Source organism: Nonomuraea ceibae, from assembly GCF_019396325.1.
GTDB classification, from domain to species: domain Bacteria; phylum Actinomycetota; class Actinomycetes; order Streptosporangiales; family Streptosporangiaceae; genus Nonomuraea; species Nonomuraea ceibae.
In genome coordinates this window covers 30,334-49,076 of sequence record NZ_JAHKRO010000056.1, presented here as the reverse complement: position 1 = coordinate 49,076, position 18,743 = coordinate 30,334, and the positions used below count along the sequence as shown (strand labels likewise).

General features: G+C 71.3%; 15 protein-coding genes and 1 pseudogene. 11 read left to right on the top strand and 5 right to left on the bottom strand.

Annotated elements, in window-relative coordinates:
• Positions 1 to 47: 47 nt before the first annotated feature.
• Together KME80_RS29235 and KME80_RS29230 are read left to right on the top strand one after the other, a co-directional pair.
• Entirely contained in the window at positions 48 to 938 is an 891-nt protein-coding gene (locus KME80_RS29235) for an ABC transporter ATP-binding protein (RefSeq protein ID WP_219509590.1), read from the top strand.
• On the top strand, positions 935 to 1,678 hold the full coding sequence (locus KME80_RS29230; protein WP_219509589.1) for an ABC transporter permease: 744 nt from the start codon (positions 935 to 937) through the stop codon (positions 1,676 to 1,678). Before KME80_RS29235 ends, KME80_RS29230 begins: the two co-directional genes overlap by 4 nt.
• A gap of 45 nt (positions 1,679 to 1,723) precedes the next feature.
• On the opposite strand, the gene proC is transcribed toward KME80_RS29230, so the two are convergent.
• Positions 1,724 to 2,518, bottom strand: coding sequence for a pyrroline-5-carboxylate reductase (gene proC, locus KME80_RS29225; protein WP_219509588.1), 795 nt, complete (start codon positions 2,516 to 2,518; stop codon positions 1,724 to 1,726).
• Positions 2,519 to 2,537: 19 nt separating this feature from the next.
• Positions 2,538 to 3,398: a proline dehydrogenase family protein gene (locus tag KME80_RS29220; protein ID WP_308125977.1), complete on the bottom strand. Its 861-nt coding sequence runs from the start codon at positions 3,396 to 3,398 to the stop codon at positions 2,538 to 2,540.
• A gap of 68 nt (positions 3,399 to 3,466) precedes the next feature.
• On the opposite strand from KME80_RS29220, the gene KME80_RS29215 reads away from it, so the two are divergent.
• The 8 genes and pseudogenes from KME80_RS29215 (at position 3,467) to KME80_RS29180 (ending at position 15,477) form a co-directional block, all read left to right on the top strand.
• Entirely contained in the window at positions 3,467 to 3,916 is a 450-nt protein-coding gene (locus KME80_RS29215; protein ID WP_308125976.1) for a hypothetical protein, read from the top strand.
• 115 nt (positions 3,917 to 4,031) lie between these two features.
• The gene (locus tag KME80_RS29210) at positions 4,032 to 7,829 is read left to right on the top strand and encodes a LamG-like jellyroll fold domain-containing protein (protein WP_219509587.1); all 3,798 of its coding nucleotides are present in this window, start codon (positions 4,032 to 4,034) and stop codon (positions 7,827 to 7,829) included.
• Between the two features lie 170 nt (positions 7,830 to 7,999).
• The gene (gene dnaK / locus KME80_RS29205) at positions 8,000 to 9,868 is read left to right on the top strand and encodes a molecular chaperone DnaK (protein ID WP_219509586.1); all 1,869 of its coding nucleotides are present in this window, start codon (positions 8,000 to 8,002) and stop codon (positions 9,866 to 9,868) included.
• 7 nt (positions 9,869 to 9,875) lie between these two features.
• Positions 9,876 to 10,490 carry a nucleotide exchange factor GrpE gene (gene grpE, locus KME80_RS29200; RefSeq protein WP_219509585.1) on the top strand — a complete coding sequence of 205 codons (615 nt, stop codon included), beginning with the start codon at positions 9,876 to 9,878 and terminating at the stop codon, positions 10,488 to 10,490.
• 19 nt (positions 10,491 to 10,509) lie between these two features.
• Positions 10,510 to 11,688 carry a molecular chaperone DnaJ gene (gene dnaJ / locus KME80_RS29195; RefSeq protein WP_219509584.1) on the top strand — a complete coding sequence of 393 codons (1,179 nt, stop codon included), beginning with the start codon at positions 10,510 to 10,512 and terminating at the stop codon, positions 11,686 to 11,688.
• 3 nt (positions 11,689 to 11,691) lie between these two features.
• Positions 11,692 to 12,015: pseudogene (locus tag KME80_RS29190) on the top strand (heat shock protein transcriptional repressor HspR); the annotation flags it as partial.
• Positions 12,016 to 12,048: 33 nt separating this feature from the next.
• Positions 12,049 to 14,619 carry an ATP-dependent chaperone ClpB gene (clpB, locus tag KME80_RS29185; RefSeq protein WP_219509583.1) on the top strand — a complete coding sequence of 857 codons (2,571 nt, stop codon included), beginning with the start codon at positions 12,049 to 12,051 and terminating at the stop codon, positions 14,617 to 14,619.
• A 219-nt stretch (positions 14,620 to 14,838) separates the two neighbouring features.
• Positions 14,839 to 15,477, top strand: a complete 639-nt coding sequence (locus KME80_RS29180; RefSeq protein ID WP_219509582.1) for a hypothetical protein — start codon at positions 14,839 to 14,841, stop codon at positions 15,475 to 15,477.
• 339 nt (positions 15,478 to 15,816) lie between these two features.
• On the opposite strand, the gene KME80_RS29175 is transcribed toward KME80_RS29180, so the two are convergent.
• Positions 15,817 to 16,347 (bottom strand): tetratricopeptide repeat protein, encoded by a 531-nt coding sequence (locus KME80_RS29175; protein WP_308125975.1) that lies wholly within the window; start codon positions 16,345 to 16,347, stop codon positions 15,817 to 15,819.
• Positions 16,348 to 16,527: 180 nt separating this feature from the next.
• Here KME80_RS29175 and KME80_RS29170 point away from each other — a divergent pair, with 180 nt between their 5' ends.
• Complete coding sequence (locus tag KME80_RS29170; protein ID WP_219509581.1) at positions 16,528 to 16,806, top strand: hypothetical protein; 279 nt, start codon at positions 16,528 to 16,530, stop codon at positions 16,804 to 16,806.
• 4 nt (positions 16,807 to 16,810) lie between these two features.
• On the opposite strand, the gene KME80_RS29165 is transcribed toward KME80_RS29170, so the two are convergent.
• Both KME80_RS29165 and KME80_RS29160 read right to left on the bottom strand, forming a co-directional pair.
• The gene (locus KME80_RS29165; protein WP_219509604.1) at positions 16,811 to 17,380 is read right to left on the bottom strand and encodes a TetR/AcrR family transcriptional regulator; all 570 of its coding nucleotides are present in this window, start codon (positions 17,378 to 17,380) and stop codon (positions 16,811 to 16,813) included.
• A 162-nt stretch (positions 17,381 to 17,542) separates the two neighbouring features.
• A complete protein-coding gene (locus tag KME80_RS29160) occupies positions 17,543 to 18,619 on the bottom strand; it encodes a CapA family protein (RefSeq protein ID WP_219509580.1) in 1,077 nt (358 codons plus the stop codon).
• Positions 18,620 to 18,743: the final 124 nt, after the last annotated feature.

Genomic DNA, 18,743 nt, shown 5'->3' with positions numbered 1-18,743 from the left:
TCCCGCAGCAGGAAGATTCGGCCCGCGCCGCCGATCATCCTGAACATATGACCGCGATTCGGGCAACGAACCTGAGCAAGCATTACGGGAAGACCGCGGCCGTGACCGATCTGTCCTTCGACGTCGAGCCCGGCCAGGTGACCGGCTTCCTCGGCCCGAACGGCGCCGGGAAGTCGACCACCATGCGCATGATCCTCGGACTCGACCGCCCCACCGGCGGCGGCGTGCTCGTGGACGGCAAGCCGTACGGGGAGCTCAGGCACCCGCTGCGCAAGGTGGGCGCGCTGCTGGACGCCAAGGCGGTGCACGGCGGGCGCAGCGCCCGCAACCACCTGCTGGCCATCGCGCAGAGCAACGCGATCCCGGCCGCCCGGGTCGAGGAGGTGCTGGAGCTGGTCGGCCTGAGCACGGTGGCCAAGCGGCGCATCGGCGGCTTCTCGCTCGGCATGTCGCAGCGCCTCGGCATCGCCGCCGCGCTGCTCGGCGACCCGGAGATCCTGCTGTTCGACGAGCCGGTCAACGGCCTGGACCCGGACGGCATCCTGTGGATCCGCACGCTGATGCGCAAGCTGGCCGCCGATGGGCGCGCGGTGTTCGTCTCCAGCCACCTGATGAGCGAGATGGCGCAGACCGCCGACCACCTGGTGGTGATCGGCAAGGGCCGGCTGATCGCCGACACGAGCGTGCAGGAGTTCATCGGCCGCAGCTCCCAGGGGTACGTGCGCGTACGGTCGCCGCGCCTGGCCGAGGTCGCCGAGCTGATCAAGGGCGCCGAGCTGCACCCGGACCACCTGCGGGTGACCGGGGTGGAGCCGCTGGAGATCGGCACCGCGACCGCGCGGGCCGGACTGCCGCTGGAGGAGCTGACGTTCGTGCGGCCCTCGCTGGAGGCCGCGTACATGGAGCTGACCAAGGACAGCCTGGAGTTCTCGTCATGATGGACGTCATCCGGTCCGAATGGACCAAGATCCGCTCGGTGCGCTCCACGATGTGGACGCTGGCCTGCGCCGGGCTGCTGCTGATCGGGTTCAGCATCCTGCTGACCGTGTCGATCGCCAACTCGGCGGGCGAGCCGCCCACGGGGATCGAGGCCGCCAGGGTCACCCTGTCGGGCACGCTGTTCGCGCAGCTCGCGCTCGCCACGTTCGGGGTGCTGGTGATCTCGAGCGAGTATCGGACGGGGTCCATCAGGACGACGTTCATGGCCGTGCCGCAGCGGCTGCGGGTGCTGTCGGCCAAGATCGTCGTGTTCACCGTCGTGACGCTGGTGGTCTCGGCGGTCTCCGCCCTGGCGGCGTTCCTGGTGGGCGGACCGCTCATCCTCGGGACGGCGGCGCTCGGAGACCCGGGCGTCGCGCAGGTGGTGGTCGGCACCTCGCTCTACCTGACCGCGAGCGGGCTGTTCGGGCTGGCCCTGGGCGCGCTGATCCGGCACACGCCGGGCGCGGTCGTGTCGGTGATCGCGCTGATCCTGGTGCTGCCGCAGGTCACGTCCATGCTGCCGGGCGACCTGGGCAGGACGGTGCACCACCACTTCACCTCGAACGCCGGCCTGCAGGTGATAGCACCGAACCCGGACAACCCGCTGGGCCCGTGGTCCGGCTACGGCGTCTATCTCGCCTGGATCGCGGTCACGCTGGTCGTGGCGGCCGTGCTGATGCGGCGGCGCGACGCCTGACCCCATGACTCGCCGGCTGGGGACGACCGTGTCGAGGCGGTCTCCTCAGCCGGCGGCGAGCTCGCGGCCCCGGTCGCGGGCCGCCTCGATCGCGGCCAGGAAGGCGGCGCGCACGCTGTGGCGCTCCAGCTCGGCGATGGCGGCGATCGTGGTGCCGCCCGGCGAGGTGACCGCCTCGCGCAGGATCACCGGGTGCTCGCCCGAGTCGCGCAGCATGACGGCCGCCCCGACGATCGACTGGGTGACCATGTCGAGCGCGGCGGCGCGCGGCATGCCGAGCAGGATGCCCGCGTCGACCATGGCCTCGACCAGGTAGAAGAAGTAGGCGGGCCCGCTGCCCGACAGCGCGGTCGCGGCGTCCTGCTGCGACTCGGGGATGCGCAGCACCTTGCCGACCGGCCTGAGCAGGTCCTCGGTGAGCCTGAGGTGCTCCTCGCCGGCGTGGGACCCGGCCGAGATCACGCTCATCGCCTCGTCGAAGCGGATGGGCGTGTTGGACATGACCCGGACCACCGGCGCGTCGACGCCGAGGCGCTGCTCGACGAAGGCCGTGGTGATGCCGGCGGCGGCGGTGATGACCAGCCGGTCGGCGGGCACGCAGGGGGCGATCTCGGCCAGCAGCGCCGCCATGTCCTGCGGCTTGACCGCGAGGATGAGCGTGTCGGCGGACTTGGCGGCCTCGGTGTTGGACACCGTGCGGACCCCGTAGGTCTCGCGCAGCGCCTGGGCGCGCTCGGCGCGGCGCGCGGTGGCCAGCACGTCGCCGGGCTTGAAGCCCGCCCGCAGCAGCCCGGACAGCAGCGCCTCGCCCATCTTGCCGGTGCCGAGAATCGCAATCATGTGCGCAGCCTACCGGCGGCTATCGGCGTGACAGGAGCGTGCGCGCGAAGAAGGCGGGCCGCTCGGCGAGGCGACGCATCAGGTACGGATACCAGCCGGCGCCGTAGGGGACGTGGACGCGCACCCGCGCGCCCTGCCCGGCCAGGCGCCGCTGCTCGTCGGGGCGGACCCCGTACAGCATCTGGTATTCGAACCCGGCGGGTTCGAGCCCTTCGAGGACGGCCAGGGCGGCCGTGACGCGCAGCAGCCGGGGGTCGTGGGTGGCGATCATCGGGTAGCCGGCGCCGGACATCAGCACCCGCAGGCAGCGCGCGAAGGCGCGGTCGACCTCGGCGGGCGCGGTGCGGGGGCCCTTGACGAGCCGGACGCGGGCGCCGTCGAGGCGGGCGCAGCGCTCGGCGGAGCCGGGCTCGCCGGCGCGCACCACGACGCCCACGGCGGGGTGCTCCTTGCGCAGGGTGGCGTGGATGGAGTGCAGGCCGGTGGCGGCGCCGGGCCCGCTCGCGTCGAGCGTGAGCGTGACGCCGCGCTCGGCGGCGCTCTCGCAGAGGGTGGCCGCGTTGTCGAGCGCGAGCTGCTCCGACAGGCGCAGCCCGAGCGCGGTGAGGTCGACCGACACGTCGGCGTCGGCGTCGGCGGGCAGGCTCTCGACGAGCCGCTGGTGCGCCAGGACGTTGCCCTCGGCCTCGGCCCGGTCGCCGGCCTCGGCGACGAGGCTGCCGACGGTGACGAGCAGGCCCCTGCGGGTCAGCTCCGTCACGGCGGCCCCGACGTCGTCGGCGACGTAACGCCTGACCATGGTGCCGGTGAGCGGCGAGGCGGACACGACGCGCTCGGCGCGGTCGCTCCGGGATGCGGCGAGCAGGGCCTGACGAAGCACGCCACAACCCTAGCTTCGCCGACGCTGAACCGGTGGCCGATCTGATCCGTCGTAGAGGTATGCGCACTGTGACGACGACTCTCGTGGCCGGATGCCTGCTGCTCGCGACCGGGTGCGGCTCGGCCACGCCGCAGGAGCGGCCGCTGTCCAAGGCGCCCGGCGCGCCCGTGACCAGCGCCTCGGTGGCCACGACCACGCCGCCCGACGCCAAGCCCAAGCCGGTCAAGCCGACCGGCGACGCGCTCAACACGCGCAAGGTCCGCTGGACGAAGGCCAAGGCGGTGTCCAAGGGCCACAAGGTGCAGCTCAGGTGGTGGTCGGGCGTGGAGCCCTGCACGGTCCTGGACCGCGTCAAGGTCAAGGAGACGAGGAAGCGGGTCACGATCACGCTGTACGAGGGCACCTCGCCCAAGGCGAAGGGCGTGTCCTGCATCATGATGGCCGTGGAGAAGACGACCACGGTCAAGCTCAAGGCCCCGGTCGGCAAGCGGAAGATCGTGGACGGCGCCAAATCCTGACATGTCCACATGCGGACAACCCCAGTGACATTTGATCGATTTGTTGCGATACATCGATCAAGGCACCTAAGGCGCGGGGGCGCCCCGGTGATGGTGTGCGTGACTGGGGGAACCCGTGAAGCGGCTCGTTCGTGCCCTGCTGCCCGTCATCCTCATGACCACCGGACTGATCGGGCTGGCCGCGCCGCCCGCGCAGGCCCTGCCGGAACGCTTCGAGAAACAGACGATCTTCAGCGGGCTGACCAGCCCCACCAACGTCGAGTTCGCCGCTGACGGGCGGGTGTTCGTGGCCGAGAAGGGCGGCTACGTCAAGGTCTTCGACTCGCTCACGGACACCACGCCCACCGTCTACGCCGACCTGCGCACCAAGGTGCACGACTTCTGGGACCGCGGCCTGCTCGGCCTGGCCCTGCACCCGGACTTCCCGCAGGACCCCCGCGTGTACGTGCTCTACTCCTACGACGCCGAGCCCGGGGGCGGCGCGCCGCGCTGGGGGCAGGCGAACGACGACTTCGACGAGTGCCCCTCGCCGCCCGGCCCGACCGGGGACGGCTGCCGCATCACCGGCCGCCTGTCGGTCATCTCCCCCACCGGCGCCGAGACGCCCCTGATCACCGACTGGTGCCAGCAGTACCCCAGCCACTCCATCGGCGACCTGCAGTTCGGCCCCGACGGCATGCTCTACGCCTCGGCGGGCGACGGGGCCAGCTTCCAGTTCGCCGACTATGGGCAGGACAACCTGCCCGGTTCGGACGTCGTACCGGACAACCCGTGCGGCGACCCGCCGACGGCGGTGGGCACCTCGCCCACCCCGCCCGCGGCCGAGGGCGGCGCGCTGCGCTCCCAGGACGTGCGCACCGGCGGCGACCCGGCCACGCTGGCCGGCAGCATCATCCGCATCGACCCCGACACCGGCGCCGCCGCCCCCGGCAACCCGAACGCCGGCGCCGCCGACCCGAACGTGGCCAGGATCGTCGCCCACGGCCTGCGCAACCCGTTCCGCATCACCAACCGGCCGGGCACCGGCGAGATCTGGGCGGGCGAGGTCGGCTGGGGCTCCTTCGAGGAGATCAACCGCGTGGCCGACCCCACGGGCGGCGTGGCCAACTTCGGCTGGCCCTGCTACGAGGGCGCGCCCCGCGAGGACGGCTACGACGCGCTCAACCTGACCCTGTGCGAGAACCTGTACGCCGAGGGCGCGGCGGCCCACACCAAGCCGCACTTCGCCTGGAACCACGGCCAGCGCCTCTACCCGGGCGACCCGTGCGCCCCCGGCGGCCAGTCGTCCTCCAGCGGCGTCGCCTTCTACCCAGGTGGGCCCTACCCGCAGGCGTACGACGGCGCGCTGTTCTTCTCCGACTACAGCCGCAGGTGCGTCTGGGTGATGACCGAGGGCGCGAACGGGCTGCCGGACCCGGCGACGGTGACCGCGTTCGACACCGGGATCGGCACGGTCGAGCTGGAGAGCGGGCCGAACGGCGACCTGTTCGCCGTCGACCACGACGGCGGCGCGGTCGTGCGCTACATCTACGACAACGCCCCGCCCACCGCGGTGATCGACGCGACACCGACCTCCGGCGCGGCCCCGCTGGCCGTGACGTTCTCCGGCACGGGCTCCAGCGACGCCGACGGCGACCCGCTCACCTACGCGTGGGACCTCGACGGCGACGGCGAGCTGGACGACTCGACCTCCGCCACCCCGTCCCGCACCTACGCGCAGAACGGGTCCTACCAGGTCAGGTTACGGGTGAACGACGGCAAGGGCGGGCAGGGCGACGCCACCGTCACCATCAACGTCGGCAACAGCGCGCCCACGGCCGCCATCACCACCCCGGCGGCCACCACGACCTGGGCGGTCGGCGACACGATCGGCTTCTCGGGCACCGGGACCGACGCCGAGGACGGCGCGATCCCCGGCTCCCGCATGACCTGGACGCTGATCATGCACCACTGCCCCGGCGCCTGCCACGAGCACGAGATCACCCGCTACACCGGCGCGTCCGGCTCCTTCCAGGCCCCCGACCACGAGTATCCGTCGCACCTGGAGCTGCGGCTCACCGTCGAGGACGGGCACGGCCTGACCGACACCGCGAGCGTCCTGCTCCAGCCCAGGACCGTCGAGCTGACCTTCAGGACGGACCCGCCGGGGCTGCGGCTCGGGTTCAACCAGGAGCAGACGATCGCGCCGTTCACCCGGACCGTGATCGCCGGGTCGAGCAACTCCGTCACCGCGCCGTCGCCGCAGGGCGACCAGGCGTTCGACGCCTGGTCCGACGACGGCGCGGCCACGCACAACATCACCGCCCCGGCGTCGGCGGCCACCTACACGGCGACGTTCGAGACCTCGCACTCCCCGGCGGGCCTGGTGGCCGCGTACGCGATGAACGAGGGCTCGGGCACCGCCGTCGGCGACGCCTCCCCGGCCGGCAACCCCGGCACGGCGGCGAACACGACCTGGGCGGCGACCGGCAAGTTCGGCAAGGCGCTGGCCTTCGACGGCTCGTCGAGCTGGGTCACGGTCGCCGACTCGGCCAGCCTGCGCCTCACCACCGGCATGACGCTGGAAGCGTGGATCAGGCCGGAGACGGTGACGAGCTGGCGCACGGTGATCATGAAGCAGTACGGGACCGACCTGGCCTACACGCTGTCGGCCGGGAGCTACACCGACCGGCCGCACGCCGTCATCCACACCACCGGCGAGGTCGGCGCGGGCGGCACGGCCTCGCTCCCGCTGAACACCTGGAGCCACCTGGCCGCCACCTACGACGGCGCCACGCTGCGCCTGTACGTCAACGGCACGCAGGCCGCCGAGCGCGCCGCGGGCGGCCCGATCCGCACCGACGGCGGCGTGCTGCGCATCGGCGGCAACAGCCTGTGGGGCGAGTTCTTCGACGGCCTCATCGACGAGGTCAGGATCTACGACCGGGCGCTCACCCCGGCCCAGATCCAGCTCGACATGACCACCCCGATCGGCGCCACGCCCGAGCCGGACACCACGCCGCCGAGCACCCCCGGCTCCCTCGCCGCCACCGGCGGACCCGGCCACGCCCAGCTCGCCTGGACCGCGTCCACGGACGACAGGGGCGTCGAGGGCTACACCGTCCATCGTTCCGCCACCTCCGGCTTCACCCCCTCGGGAGCCAACCAGGTCGGCTCGTCGCAGACCACCGCGTTCACCGACCCGGGGCTGGCCGAGGGCACGTACTACTACCGCGTGGTGGCCTTCGACACGGCGGGCAACACCAGCACGCCGTCCGCCGAGGACGCGGCCGCCGTCACCGCGCCGCCCAGCAGCCAGGGCCTGGTGGCGGCGCTCGGCATGAACGAGGGCGCCGGGACCACCACGGCCGACTCCTCCGGCCTGGGCAACGCCGGCACGCTGAAGGACGCCACCTGGACGGCCTCCGGCAGGTACGGCCAGGCGCTGTCGTTCAACGGCTCGTCGAGCTGGGTCACGGTCGCCGACTCGGCCGGCCTGCGCCTCACCACCGGCATGACGCTGGAAGCCTGGGTCAAGCCGTCGACCGTGACGAGCTGGCGTACGGTGATCATGAAGGAGTACGCGGGCGACCTGGCGTACGTCCTGTCGGCCGGGAGCTACACCGACCGGCCGCACGCCGTCATCCACACCACCGGCGAGGTCGGCGCGGGCGGCACGGCCTCGCTCCCGCTGAACACCTGGAGCCATCTGGCCGCCACCTACGACGGCGCCACGCTGCGGCTGTACGTCAACGGCACGCAGGTGAGCCAGCAGGCCGCCGGAGGGCCGATCCGCACCGACGGAGGAGCCCTGCGCATCGGCGGCAACAGCCTGTGGGGCGAGCACTTCGACGGCCTGATCGACGAGGTCCGCGTCTACAGCGAGCCCCTGACCGCCGCCCGGATCCAGTCGGACATGAACACGCCCGTCTGAGCCCTCGAGCCGTCTCCCGGGAGTCCCCTCCTCGCCCCCTCTCCCGGGAGACTCGGGGGCTTTTTCGCGCGCCGGGGGTTGAGCCGAGTAGGCTCAAGTCGTTTGACAAAGACGGCACACATTCGTAGGTTGAGTCCAACCAACTCAACTTTGACCACAAGGACGTACTCATGGCACGTGCGGTAGGTATCGACCTTGGGACGACCAACTCCGTCGTCTCGATCCTCGAGGGCGGTGAGCCCACCGTCATCGCCAACGCGCAGGGCTCGCGGACCACGCCGTCCGTGGTCGCCTTCGCGAAGAACGGCGAGGTCCTGGTCGGCGAGGTCGCCAAGCGGCAGGCCGTCACCAACGTGGACCGGACGATCCGCTCGGTCAAGCGCGAGATCGGCACCAACTGGTCCCAGGAGATCGACGGCAAGAAGTTCTCCCCGCAGCAGATCAGCGCCTTCGTGCTGCAGAAGCTCAAGCAGGACGCCGAGGCCTACCTGGGCGAGAAGATCACCGACGCGGTGGTCACCGTCCCGGCCTACTTCAACGACGCCCAGCGCCAGGCCACCAAGGAGGCCGGCACCGTCGCGGGCCTCAACGTGCTGCGCATCATCAACGAGCCGACCGCGGCCGCCCTGGCCTACGGGCTCGACAAGGAGGAGGACCAGACGATCCTGGTCTTCGACCTCGGCGGCGGCACCTTCGACGTGTCCCTGCTCGACGTCGGCCAGGAGGACGGCCACGGCTTCGTCGAGGTCAAGGCCACCTCGGGCGACAACCACCTCGGTGGTGACGACTGGGACCAGCGCGTCGTCGACGAGCTCGTCAAGCGCTTCCAGAACGCCCACGGCGTCGACCTGGCCAAGGACAAGATGGCGCTCCAGCGCCTGCGCGAGGCGGCCGAGAAGGCCAAGATCGAGCTGTCCAGCCAGTCCGAGACCAACATCAACCTGCCCTACATCACGGCCTCCTCCGAGGGCCCGCTGCACCTGGACGAGAAGCTCACCCGCAGCGAGTTCCAGCGGCTGACGGCCGACCTGCTCGAGCGGACCAAGGGCCCGTTCAACCAGGTCATCAAGGACGCCGGCATCAAGGTCTCCGACATCGCCCACGTGGTGCTCGTCGGCGGCTCGACCCGCATGCCCGCCGTCTCCGAGCTCGTCAAGGAGCTGACCGGCGGCAAGGAGCCCAACAAGGGCGTCAACCCGGACGAGGTCGTCGCCATCGGGGCCGCCCTGCAGGCCGGCGTGCTCAAGGGCGAGGTCAAGGACGTCCTGCTGCTCGACGTGACCCCGCTGTCGCTGGGCATCGAGACCAAGGGCGGGATCTTCACCAAGATCATCGAGCGCAACACCACGATCCCGACCAAGCGCTCCGAGGTCTTCACCACGGCCGAGGACAACCAGCCGTCGGTGCAGATCCAGGTCTACCAGGGCGAGCGCGAGATCGCTTCCTACAACAAGAAGCTGGCCACGTTCGAGCTGACCGGCATCGCCCCGGCGCCGCGCGGCATCCCGCAGATCGAGGTCACCTTCGACATCGACGCCAACGGCATCGTCAACGTCTCCGCCAAGGACCTGGGCACGGGCAAGGAGCAGACGATGACGATCACCGGCGGCTCCGCGCTGCCGAAGGACGACATCGAGCGGATGATGCGCGAGGCCGAGTCCTACGCCGAGGAGGACAAGAAGCGCCGCGAGGAGGCCGAGGTCCGCAACAACGCCGACGGCCTGGCCTACCAGACGGAGAAGTTCCTCCGCGAGAACGACGACAAGGTCCCCGGTGACATCAAGACCGAGGTCAACGACGCGCTCGCCGAGCTGAAGAAGGCTCTGGAGGGCACCGACACCGACGTCATCCGCACCTCGGCCGAGAAGCTCGCCACGGTCAGCCAGAAGATGGGTTCGGCGATCTACGCCCAGGGCCAGCAGGCCGCCGGCGGCGAGGGCGCCCCGCAGGACGCCTCCGCCCCTGGTCAGGAGCAGAAGGCCGACGAAGACGTCGTCGAGGCCGAGATCGTGGACGACGAGCCGAAGAAGGACAAGTGATCAAGTGATGCCGCCGCGTGACAACGGGCACGATGAGCCGGTGATCCGCGACAATCGCAAGATCGACCCGGAGACCGGGGAGGTGCGGACGCAGGCCGAGGAGACCGAGGAGGCCGAGCAGCCGCCCGCGCCGGCCGCCGGAAGCGCCGCGGACGGCGCGGTCGACGGCGAGCTGCAGGCGCAGCTCGCCGAGCGGACCGCCGACCTCCAGCGTCTTCAGGCCGAATACACCAACTACCGCCGCCGGGTGGAGCGCGACCGCGTCGCGGTCCGCGAGCTGGCCGTGGCGGGAGTGCTCACCGAGCTGCTGCCCGTGCTCGACGACATCGGCCGGGCCCGCGATCACGGTGAGCTCACCGGAGGCTTCGCGAAGGTGGCAGAGTCTCTGGAATCGGTGCTCACCAAGCTCGGCCTCAGCCCCTACGGCCAGAAGGGCGACCCCTTCGACCCGACGGTGCACGAGGCCCTGATGCACAGCTACTCGCCGGAGGTGACCGAGCCGACCGCCGTCGAGGTGCTGCAGCTGGGCTACCGCATGGGCGAGCGGGTGCTGCGCCCCGCGCGGGTCGCGGTCGCCGAGCCCGGGGACGCCCCCTCGGCGTCCGATGACGAAGACAACTGACGAGGACGAAGGGCGTTAGATGAGCACCAAGGACTACCTGGAGAAGGACTACTACGCCGTCCTTGGTGTGCCCAAGTCCGCCAGCGCCGAAGACATCAAGAAGGCCTATCGCAAGCTGGCCCGCCAGTATCACCCCGACACCAACCAGGGTGACCCGTCCAAGGAGACCAAGTTCAAGGAGGTCTCCGAGGCGTACGACATCCTGTCCGACAGCAAGCGCCGCAAGGAGTACGACGACGCGCGCACGCTGTTCGGGTCGGGGGTGGGCGGCCAGCGCGCGGGCGGCGGCTTCCCGTTCGACTTCGGCGACCTGTTCGGGGGGACGGCCGGGCAGCAGCAGCCCGGCCAGGGCGCCGGGGAGCGCTTCAGCGACCTGTTCGGCGGCCTGTTCAACCGGGGCGGCGCGGGCACCCGCAGCACCGGCGCGACCAGGCCGCGGCGTGGGCAGGACATCGAGTCCGAGGTCACGCTCTCGTTCACCGAGGCGGTCGAGGGCACCACGGTCTCGCTCCGGCTGACCAGCTCGGCGGCGTGCACCGGGTGCAGCGGCACGGGGGCCAAGGCCGGCACCACCCCGCGGGTCTGCCCGACCTGCGAGGGCACCGGCGCGGCAAGCCGCAACCTGGGCAACTTCGCCTTCTCCGAGCCCTGCCGCGACTGCAAGGGCCGCGGCCTCCTCGTGGACGACCCCTGCCCCGTGTGCGAGGGCAGCGGCCGGGCCAAGAGCACCCGCACGATCCAGGCGCGCATCCCCGCGGGGGTCGCCGACGGGCAGCGGGTCAAGCTCAAGGGCAAGGGCGCACCGGGCGAGAACGGCGGCCCGGCGGGCGACCTGTACATCCAGACGCACGTCAAGCCGCACGCCGTGTTCGGCAGGTCGGGCGACAACCTGACCATCACCGTGCCGGTGACGTTCACCGAGGCCGCTCTGGGCGCCGAGATCAAGGTGCCCATCCTCAAGGGCATGCCCGTCACGCTGCGCATCCCGCCGGGCACGCCCAACGGGCGCACGTTCCGGGTCCGCGGCCGGGGCGCCGCCCGCAAGGACGGCACCAAGGGAGACCTGCTCGCCAGCGTCGAGGTCGTCGTGCCCAAGACGCTGGACGACAAGTCACGCGAACTCCTGACGGAGTTCAACACCGCGACCGCGGCCGAGGACCCGCGGGCTGATCTCATACAGAGAGCCAGAAGCGAGTAGCCGATGGACGCCAACTATTTCGATCTCTCAGACGACACACCCGTCTACGTGATCTCGGTGGCCGCGCAGCTGTCGGGGCTGCACCCGCAGACCCTGCGGCAGTACGACCGGCTCGGGCTCGTGTGCCCGGGCCGCACCGCGGGGCGCGGCCGCCTCTACTCCACACGCGACATCGTCCAGCTGCGCGAGGTCCAGCGGCTCTCCCAGGAGGAGGGCATCAACCTCGCCGGCATCAAGCGGATCCTGGAGCTGGAGAACGAAGCGCTGCGACTGCGCGAGGAGGTTCACCGGCTGCGCGCCGAGATGCAGATGGTCAGGGCGCTGATCCGCTACGAGCTGCCACCGGGGGCCTAGAAAGCAATGGACTACAAGCTCACCCAGAAGAGCCAGGAGGCTCTCGCGGGTGCCATGAGGCGCGCCGCCGCCGAGGGCAACCCCGAGATCGCCCCGGCTCACCTGCTCACCACGCTGCTCGGCCAGACGGGCGGCACCGCCGTGCCGCTGCTCGACGTCGTCGGCGCCGACTGGCGCACACTGCGCGCCAAGGCGGAGGAGCAGCTCGCGACGCTGCCCAAGGCGCAGGGCGCCACCGTCGGCGCCCCGTCGAGCTCCCGTCACCTCCTCAAGGTGATGAACACCGCCGCCCAGCACGCCAACCGTCTCGAAGACCTCTACGTCTCCACCGAGCACCTGCTCGTCGGCCTCGCGGCCGACGGCGGCCCGGTCGCCGACCTGCTCAAGGCGCAGGGCGCGACCCCGCAGGCGCTGCTCGACGCGTTCGAGAAGGTACGGGGCAACGCCCGCGTGACCAGTGAGACCCCCGAGGACACCTACCAGGCATTGCAGAAGTACGGCGTCGACCTGACCGAGCGCGCCCGCGCGGGCAAGCTCGACCCGGTCATCGGCCGCGACTCCGAGATCCGCCGCGTCGTCCAGGTGCTCAGCCGCCGCACCAAGAACAACCCGGTGCTGATCGGCGAGCCCGGCGTCGGCAAGACCGCCGTCGTCGAGGGCCTTGCCCAGCGCATCGTGGCCGGCGACGTGCCCGAGTCGCTGCGCAACAAGCGGCTCATCTCGCTCGACCTGGGCGCGATGGTGGCCGGCGCCAAGTACCGGGGCGAGTTCGAGGAGCGGCTCAAGGCCGTGCTTTCCGAGATCAAGGAGAGCGAGGGGCAGATCGTCACGTTCATCGACGAGCTGCACACCGTCGTCGGCGCGGGGGCCGCCGAGGGCGCCATGGACGCGGGCAACATGCTCAAGCCGATGCTGGCCCGCGGCGAGCTGCGCATGATCGGCGCCACGACGCTCGACGAATACCGCGAGCGCATCGAGAAGGACCCGGCGCTGGAGCGGCGCTTCCAGCAGGTCTACGTGGGCGAGCCCACGGTCGAGGACACGATCGCGATCCTGCGCGGCCTCAAGGGCCGTTACGAGGGCCACCACCAGGTCCAGATCGCCGACGGCGCCCTCGTGGCCGCCGCCGCACTGTCCGACCGCTACATCACCAACCGCTTCCTGCCCGACAAGGCCATCGACCTGGTCGACGAGGCCGCCTCGCGGCTGCGCATGGAGATCGACTCCCGGCCTGTGGAGATCGACCAGCTCCAGCGCAACGTCGACCGGATGAAGATGGAGGAGCTCGCGCTCTCCAAGGAGACCGACGACGCCTCCGTACAGCGCCTCGAACGGCTCCGCCAGGAGCTCGCCGACCGCCAGGAGGAGCTCAACGCGCTCGTCGGCCGCTGGGAGAACGAGAAGGCCGGCCTCAACAAGGTCGGCGAGCTGAAGAAGCAGCTCGACGAGGCGCGCGGCACCGCCGAGCGGGCCCAGCGCGACGGCGACTTCGAGACCGCGTCCAAGATCATGTACGCCGAGGTGCCCCGGCTGGAGCAGGCCATCAAGGCCGCCTCCGAGGCCGCGCCGCCCGACAACGCCATGGTCAAGGAGGAGGTCGGGGCCGACGACATCGCCGAGGTGATCTCGTCCTGGACCGGCATCCCGGCGGGTCGCCTGCTGGAGGCGGAGACGGCCAAGCTGCTCCGGATGGAGGAAGAGCTGGGCCGGCGCCTGATCGGCCAGCAGCAGGCCGTACAGGCCGTCTCCGACGCCGTCAGGCGCAGCCGGGCCGGCATCGCCGACCCTGACAGGCCGACGGGCTCGTTCCTGTTCCTCGGGCCGACCGGCGTCGGCAAGACCGAGCTGGCCAAGGCGCTGGCCGAGTTCCTGTTCGACGACGAGCGGGCGATGACCCGCATCGACATGAGCGAGTACGCCGAGAAGCACAGCGTCGCCCGGCTCGTCGGCGCGCCCCCCGGCTACGTCGGCTACGAGGAGGGCGGCCAGCTCACCGAGACCGTCCGGCGGCGCCCCTACACGGTCGTGCTGCTCGACGAGGTGGAGAAGGCCCATCCCGAGGTCTTCGACGTGCTGCTCCAGGTGCTCGACGACGGCCGGCTCACCGACGGGCAGGGCCGCACCGTCGACTTCCGCAACACGATCCTGATCCTCACCTCCAACCTGGGCTCGCAGTTCCTCGTCGACCCCCAGCTCGAGAACGGCGCCAAGCGCGAGGCCGTCATGACCGCCGTACGGGCCGCGTTCAAGCCCGAGTTCCTCAACCGGCTCGACGACGTCATCCTGTTCGACGCGCTCGGCTCCGAAGAGCTGACCAGGATCGTCGACCTCCAGGTCGACCGGCTCGCCCGCCGGCTGGCCGACCGCAGGCTCGTCCTGGACGTCACCCCGGCGGCCCGCGAATGGCTGGCGCTCACCGGCTACGACCCGCTGTACGGCGCCCGGCCGCTGCGCCGGCTCGTCCAGTCGGCCATCGGCGACAAGCTCGCCAGGGCCGTGCTCGCCGGTGACGTCGTCGACGGCGACAAGGTCCTCGTCGATCTCGGCGACGACGAGCTCACCGTCCAGCGCGGCTGACCACAGCCCGCACGCAGCGCCCGGAGGCCGGTCGGCCCCCGGGCGCACGCGTTCCACGCCCCGGTCATCGGCGCCCCGCGTGCGTAAGGATCGGCCCAGCCTTCGGGCAAGCCGCCCACCACGTGCCGCGGGCCTGGCTAGCTTCAGCGTTCGTCAGATCACCGAGCACGATCAGGGGGACGTGAAATGTCATCTCGGAGCATCCGAAGCATCCTTGCCATGGTCACTCTGACCGCGGGGGTCACCTGGCTGGGGGCGGGCGCCGCCGAGGCTGCCGCTCCGTGCCAAGAGCGGTCGGCGACCGTACGCGCCCAGCGAACCGTCACCACGATGTGCGACGGCGTCACCCGGTTCGGGGTGGACGACCCCACCGGCACCGCCGAGCTCGTCGAGTCCGAGACCTCCCGCCTGGCCCACAGCGCCGCCCGGCTCGCCCAGCGCATCGGCCTGACCGGTCTCGGCTCCGTCCGCGCCATGGGCCTCTCCGACCTCGGCGGCTTCGCCGCCTCCTCCGCCATGCCCGCGCTCTCCCAGGGCGTCCCCCTCTCCGGCGCGCTGCCCAGCCTCACCCGGCTGCCCGAAGTGCCGGACCTGCCCAACCTGCCCACCATCCCCGGCATCCGCGACCTGCCCGTCGGCGCCAGCGTCGGCAAGCTGCCCGACCCCGCCAAGGTCGCCGCCGAGGGCTTCAAGGCGCCCCTCAACCTGCCCCAGCCGGTCAACAAGCTCAAGGACGAGCTCGTCAACAAGATGCTGCCGCAGGTCCCGGCGGCCGTCGGCGGCATCAACGACGCCACCCGGCTCCCGGACGCGCACACCTCCCTCACAGGCCTGCTGGACGCCCTCGATCTGAGCTGACCACCGGGCCTGCCTTCCCCGGCCGCCCACCGACCGCACCGGCGCGGCGCCCCGGGAGCACGCCCCCCGCGAACCGTGGCGCGGGCCGCGCCACCCGCCCACGGTCCCCTGAGGGGCCGCGACCCCGCCGTCGCGGCCCCTCAGCACGTACGCGCCCGACAGAGCCCAGCGCAGGACGGCGAGGGCAACGCAGGACGGCGGGGCGTCGGCCCGTCTTGCGGGGCGTCGGCGGGCAGGGGGCAGCGCGGCGCCGCGCAGGTCGCCCCCGGGAGGCCGCTCGCAGATGGCCACGGCCGGGGGCGGCTCCCTCCTCGCGGAGGGCGTCGGCCCCGGGCGGGGTCAGGAGATCAGGGCGTCGAGGTCGTCTTCCGGCAGGCCGAGGTCGACCCGGATGCGGTAGCGGGTGCGGAGCATCGCCTTGTGCTCCGGGTCGTCCTCGTCACAGGCCAGCACCGCCTGGGTCACCCACTCGAGCCCGCCCTGGAGGTCACCGTAGGCGACCAGGGTCTCGGCGACGGTGTGGGCGGTGGCCGCCGAGGCGGCTCCTTCGGCGCGGATCGTCTCGATGACCTCCCTGGCCTCGTCGTGCCGGTCGAGCTCGAACAGCGTGTCGGCGATGCCGGCACGCGGGTCGAAGCTGACCTCGCCGCCGTCTTCGAGCGCGCGCTGGAAGCATTCCAGGGCACGCGCGGGCTGCCCGGCGGCTCTCCACTCCTCGGCTGCCTGGACCAGGATGGACGCCCTGGAAACGTCGCCGGTGGAATAGCTGAGCGCCACGTCGTACAGCCGCCTGGCCAGCGAGCTGTGGTCGTCGGCCAGCAGCGCCTGCTCGAGCAGGCGATCAAGGTGCTCACGGGTCACATGCGCCACAACGCGAGACTACCGAGCGCGCTGCGGTTTCGCCCGGCCAATGCGTATCGCGGATGACGATCGGCTATGGCAACGCGTTGGCCAAGGCTGCCCATGCCGTGCGTATCACCGCACGTCAACGGGCAGGTACGGAGTGTGCCTCCGCGACGGAAGGGGCTGACGATGGGCAGGTCCAGGCAGTTGACCTTCACGTTGGCCTGTGCCGTCGTGCTGTCGGCGCTGGTGCCGGGGGTGTCCGGCTACCTGTCGGCCCGGCTGGAGGCGATCGAGTCGGCGGAGCGCAACCTGCGGGCGCTGGAGGCGAGGCTCGACGCCCGGCAGGCGCGTCACGTCCGTCCGGTGTCGTTCCCGGCGCCGTGCGACCTGCCGGGCCGGCGTCCTGACTGGCTGCCGGAGTTGCTGGAAGCGCTGAAGGGTCAGGGCCGACCGGCGGTCGCCGATCGTCCGGGGCACGGCTGACGGGTCAGCCGGCCTGCCGGGCCCAGGAGGCGAGCTGGCGGGACAGGAAGCCGCAGACGAGCTGTTTCGCGGCTTCGATGATCTCCGGTGAGCCGTCAGGGTCGCGCCGGAAGGCGAGCTTGAGCACGGCGTCACCGGCCTCGACGGCGACCAGGACGGCCACGTCGAGCTGGTGGCTGTCGGCCAGCCCGAACTCCTTGAGCAGCAGCCCGCGCAGCCGCCCGGCGATCACGGTGTTGTTGTCGGAGTCGGAGTCGAGCAGGTTGAGGTCGACGACGTCGCCGAAGTGGAGGCTCTTGAAGCCGGCGACGGACCGGTGCATGGAGACGTACTCGTCGATGATCGCCTCGACGGCCTCCCACCAGCCCCGGTAGTCCTCCTCCATGAACCTGCGCCCGACCCTCGTGACGAACTGCTCCACGTTGCGCCGGGTGAGCTCCTGGGTGATGGCGCGCTTGTCGGGGAAGAACTGGTAGACGGAGCCGATCGCGACCCCGGCCCGTTCGGCGATGCGGGTCGTCGACAGGGCCTCGTAGCCGATCTCGTCGAGGAGCTCGGCACAGGCGTCGAGCATCCGCTCGACCCGGCGGGCGCTGCGGCGCTGGGTGGGCTGGCGGCGCAGCGGCTTCGGTGACGCACAGTCATCTTCTGCTAGCGGCGAGGACACAGGAAACATCTTCCCCCCATGGGGCCGATCGTTACCTGCGATTCTGCGGATTTCCTGGGGGCCGGTCCGTCAGCGTTCGGCGGACAGCCCGGCGCAGGAGCGCAGGGCCTTCCAGTCGGCGATGGCGCCGGTCCGCGCGGTGCCGGTCATGGGCACCGGGACGCCGCCCTGGATGGTGGCGGGGGTCCAGGAGTCCTTGAGCACCTTGCGGCCGTTGATCGTCAGCGTGAGCACTCCGGTCCGGCCGGTGGTGGCCGGGTTGGAGTTGTAGAAGACGAAGTTGCCGAGCCCGTAGCTGACGTAGGCGTTGTCCAGGTAGCCGGAGCCGAGCAGGATGTGCGCGTGCCCGCCGACGATCACGTCGGCGCCCGCCTTGATCAGCTTGGGGGCGAGGGAGAGCTGCGCCTGGTTGGGGCACTTCTGCATCTCGGTGCCCCAGTGCAGGTGGACGATCACGGTGTCGGAGTTGCGGCGCGCCTGCCGTACCGCCTTGATCAGGCGGGGCTCGTTCTTCGCGGAGGCCAGCCCGCCCTTGTCCGGCGTGGCCGTCCACGCCTGGATGAACTCGTCGTCGAGCACCTGCGTCGCGCCGATGATCGACACGCGGTTGCCGTTGACGACCTTCCGGTACGGCTTGTACGCCTGGGCCTCGTCGGCGCCGATGCCGACGACGGGGAACCTCGACCGCTTGACGGCGGCCAGCGAGTCCTGGAGGCCGCTGTCCATGTAGTCCATGCCGTGGTTGTTGGCCATCGACGCCACGTCCACGCCGGCGGCCTTGAGCGCGGTGAGCGCGCTGGCCGGGGCGCGGAAGGTGAACTGCTTGCCGGGGGCGGGGGTGCCGCCGGTGGTGATGGCCGTCTCCAGGTTGACCATGGCCAGGTCGGCCTTGCGCAGCACCTTGGCGATGGGGCCGAGGGCGGTGCGGGGGTCGTTCAGCCGCGGCCTGAGGATGCCCTCGAAGTGCACGTCCCCGCCGAAGGCGATGGTGTACGGCTTGCGCTGCGGCTTGGGGGGAGCGGTCGGCTCGGCGGACGTCTTGCCCGCGAGCTGCTCACGTCCGGGGGCGGCGGGTTCGGCTGATGAGCAGGCGACGAGGGACGCGACGACGACGGCTAACGCCGGGAGGACGCGGGGGAGGTTCATCGGTCGCCATTTCCGCTCGATTCAGACTTTCAGGGATGAGCATGCCATGTGCGGATGTTCCCCGCGCGGCTCGGCATCCCAGTCGAGAGCAGACCGTGACCAGCCAAACTGGATTCGTTCTCAA